This is a genomic window from Flavobacterium sp. (assembly GCF_029242675.1).
Taxonomy (GTDB): domain Bacteria; phylum Bacteroidota; class Bacteroidia; order Flavobacteriales; family Flavobacteriaceae; genus Flavobacterium.
On sequence record NZ_JAQWTM010000300.1, the window covers coordinates 1 to 3,044 of the forward strand.

Sequence of the window (3,044 nt, forward strand, 5' to 3'; positions counted from 1 at the left end):
ACAGGTTTCGACAACGCCTAATTCTTCGCAAGAAGATAAAATTTCTAACTTCTCTTCTAAACTCCATTTCTTGTATTTCATATCTCAAATGTACTATTTGAAATTTAGAATATCACTCTGAACTTATAAGGGGCTAAAATATTCTTCACTATTGAAAAATAATGATAATAACACTAAATTTGTAGAATCCGCATCTTCTATCCAAGTAGTGTTATAACCCCACAGGGAATTAGTTTTATTTTTTTTAATAAAAATTAGTGCTTTTGAAATCTCAATTTGAAATATTGATTTAAGTTTAGTGTTTTCTGAAATTTTCGATAAAATAAATGAGGTTGTCCAAATATCACTAATCCCTCCTTGATTTAAGTAATCTCTCCAGCTGCCATATTTATTTTGTTTTGATTTTACAAATTTTATAGCAGTTGTAATACCGTTTTTTAGATTGTTTTCTATATATGTTTTTTTTGATAAAATTATATCAGAGGTTAAAGTTTCTATATAATTTTCAATTTCAATTATTGCGATTTGAAAAGATTTTTTCGTCTCATTTATTACATTTTTCCATTCAGGAACATTTACATTTTCAACAATTTTTAATGATTTATTACAATAATTTATACACTTTTTATAAATTACTTTTGCTATACCTTTTATGTATAATTGTTTCTCTAAAATATTAGGGTCATCATTGCTTTTAATTTCTTTTTTTAAAAGATATGCTGCCCAATTAAATTGTCCTTTTATTAGATCGTTTTTAAAATCTTGTATATCATCATTTAATTGAAAAGCAATTGAAAAATATTTATGAGATAGCAATAATTTTTGATAAACGGCATTATTCCTATTGTCAATGCTATGTAGAGCATCAATTGCAACTTTTCCAAAAGCCGATTTTTTATCAGCTAAAGTTTCATATTCTTTTAATGATACAATATCTTTTTTTGAGAATTGTTTTTCTAAATAGATGGCTTCAAAATATTCATCTCTTCTTTTATTCCAAAGAGACCAGAAATTGTTTTCTAGGCTAAATATACTTGTTAAAATTTTGATACTTTCTTCTTGACAAATAGTGATTTGTGCAAACTTTGAAAAATCTTTTTCGTCAATTAAATTATCAGTTAATAAAGTTGCTTTATAATATAAGAAGCCTGCAATATCTAGCAGACTTAAATCCTTTTCTAATATTTTATGGGTTTTCGCAAAAAGAGATGCGTATTTTTGATAAAAAGATGGATTACTTTCTATTATTTTTTTGTCCAATATTTGAACTTTGTAGATGTTGTTGATAAACAAACTTTCAATGTACTCTTGAAAAGTCATAAATTATAAAATTCACTAAAGAGTTAAAGTTAATCAGTGTTAAATATGGATCTAAAAAAACCTCCAATTGCTCCAATAATCAAGCCAGATTTAGCATCACTAGCACCATAAGGATTGAATGAATCAATTTTAGGGTTTCGAAAGTTATTATTGAAATTAATTGTCGATTTTACTTGGTTTGATGTGTCTTTTTTTATCATAAAAACATCATTTAATTTAGTATTTTGATTATAAACCGAAAACAATTCTTTAGAATTGTCCTTAAAATCAAATTTTAATGAAATTTTTTTAATTGTATCATTGTTTTGAGACAACATAAAAAACTTCTTTAAATTTTTTTTATGTAAAGTGTCAGTTTGAGAATACAATACTGATGATAAAAAAAACAAGAATAAAATAGAAATTTTTCTCATAATATTTTATAGTATAATTTGCGTTATAGTATATCCTTTTTGTTTTAACTGTTCAATCAGACCGTTTTTATAGTCTAAATGTGCAATTCCAACAGCAATAAAAACCTTTTTTTTGTTTTCTAATTCAGAAATAATTTTAGGAATCCAAATAAAATTTCTACTATCTAAAAGTTTTGTATCTCCTACATCATTAAAATTAAAATTATATAATTTATTTCTATATAATTCATGAATAGAACAATTATTGTGAGCTAGATTTTTAGAAAAACCATCTAATTTATATTTTAAAATAGATATAAGTTTTTCGTCAGTATACCCATTCAAGTATTCCCTCTCTAAAAAATTTAATGTCTCGCTAATGTCTTCTAATCCAACTAATTTTATTTTATATGTTGAGGATAATTTCTTAATATAATCATCCATAAGAATTTTATCTTTCCTTTCTTTATTACTAAAACAAGAAAAAATACTCCAATACTTATCAGTTGTTAGAATTAGTTCTTTTAATGATAAATTATTTATGTTTACCTTTTTGTCAAATATTTCAAGAAGTTTGTTTTTTTCATCCGATGTTAAATTTTCAATAATATTTGAAGAATTTCTACTATTTACTATCGAGTCAGCTGATTTGATATTTTCGGTAAAAACTAATTGGCTTGATTTAAGAGCCATAATAATTTTTTCATTTCTATCAATAAATGATTTACCAAATAAATGATCAGTCCCTAGTAAATAACTTGTAATGGAATCCTTTTCTATTTTCCAAAAAATAGAGTTTTCTTGTGAATAAAGACTTAAATTAAATAAGAAAAAAAGTAAGAAAAAATAGTATTTCATATTAAAAAAAATTAAAACATACCAAACTTAATTAAAAAGTTTGGTATGTTAAGTTAATTAAAACCCAATTGTTATTTTAACAGCTGGATAATCTTGCATTGGACCTAATGGATCATTAGGTGTTGGAGCTTGGTCAATAACACCTTCAGCACTAGTGCTTCCATCAGATATCCATGCTTTCATTTCATAACGTTTTTCAAGTTCTTCAACTTGAAATTTTTGCAATAATTGATTTTCTAAATTCATATCTAAATTATTTTTAATTAAACAAATATAGTTTTCTTTTTCATTTCGGCATATACTTTATTCCTTATGTGTCAATTTTTTCTTTGGGTTTATTTTTCACTTTTTCCCTCAATTCATAAGTTCTGAATATTTTTTATAACGCATAAATACTTTATTTATTACTTTTTAGTTATTATTATTTATGAATTTCGTGTAGCTCCAAGGTTTCTGCCAACGTTTCGCAGCTTG

At 24.4% G+C, this 3,044-nt stretch carries 4 protein-coding genes; all 4 read right to left on the reverse strand.

Annotated features, from left to right (window positions below; genetic code table 11):
* Nucleotides 1-123: 123 nt before the first annotated feature.
* The 4 genes from P8M54_RS10860 to P8M54_RS10875 all read right to left on the reverse strand — a co-directional run bounded on the left by P8M54_RS10860 (nucleotide 124) and on the right by P8M54_RS10875 (nucleotide 2,816).
* Nucleotides 124-1,260 (reverse strand): hypothetical protein, encoded by a 1,137-nt coding sequence (locus tag P8M54_RS10860; protein WP_300287870.1) that lies wholly within the window; start codon nucleotides 1,258-1,260, stop codon nucleotides 124-126.
* 89 nt (nucleotides 1,261-1,349) lie between these two features.
* The gene (locus P8M54_RS10865) at nucleotides 1,350-1,733 is read right to left on the reverse strand and encodes a hypothetical protein (protein WP_300287872.1); all 384 of its coding nucleotides are present in this window, start codon (nucleotides 1,731-1,733) and stop codon (nucleotides 1,350-1,352) included.
* Nucleotides 1,734-1,739: 6 nt separating this feature from the next.
* Nucleotides 1,740-2,570, reverse strand: coding sequence for a TraB/GumN family protein (locus tag P8M54_RS10870; protein WP_300287873.1), 831 nt, complete (start codon nucleotides 2,568-2,570; stop codon nucleotides 1,740-1,742).
* A 57-nt stretch (nucleotides 2,571-2,627) separates the two neighbouring features.
* Nucleotides 2,628-2,816 (reverse strand): hypothetical protein, encoded by a 189-nt coding sequence (locus tag P8M54_RS10875; protein ID WP_300287875.1) that lies wholly within the window; start codon nucleotides 2,814-2,816, stop codon nucleotides 2,628-2,630.
* Between the last annotated feature and the right edge of the window lie 228 nt (nucleotides 2,817-3,044).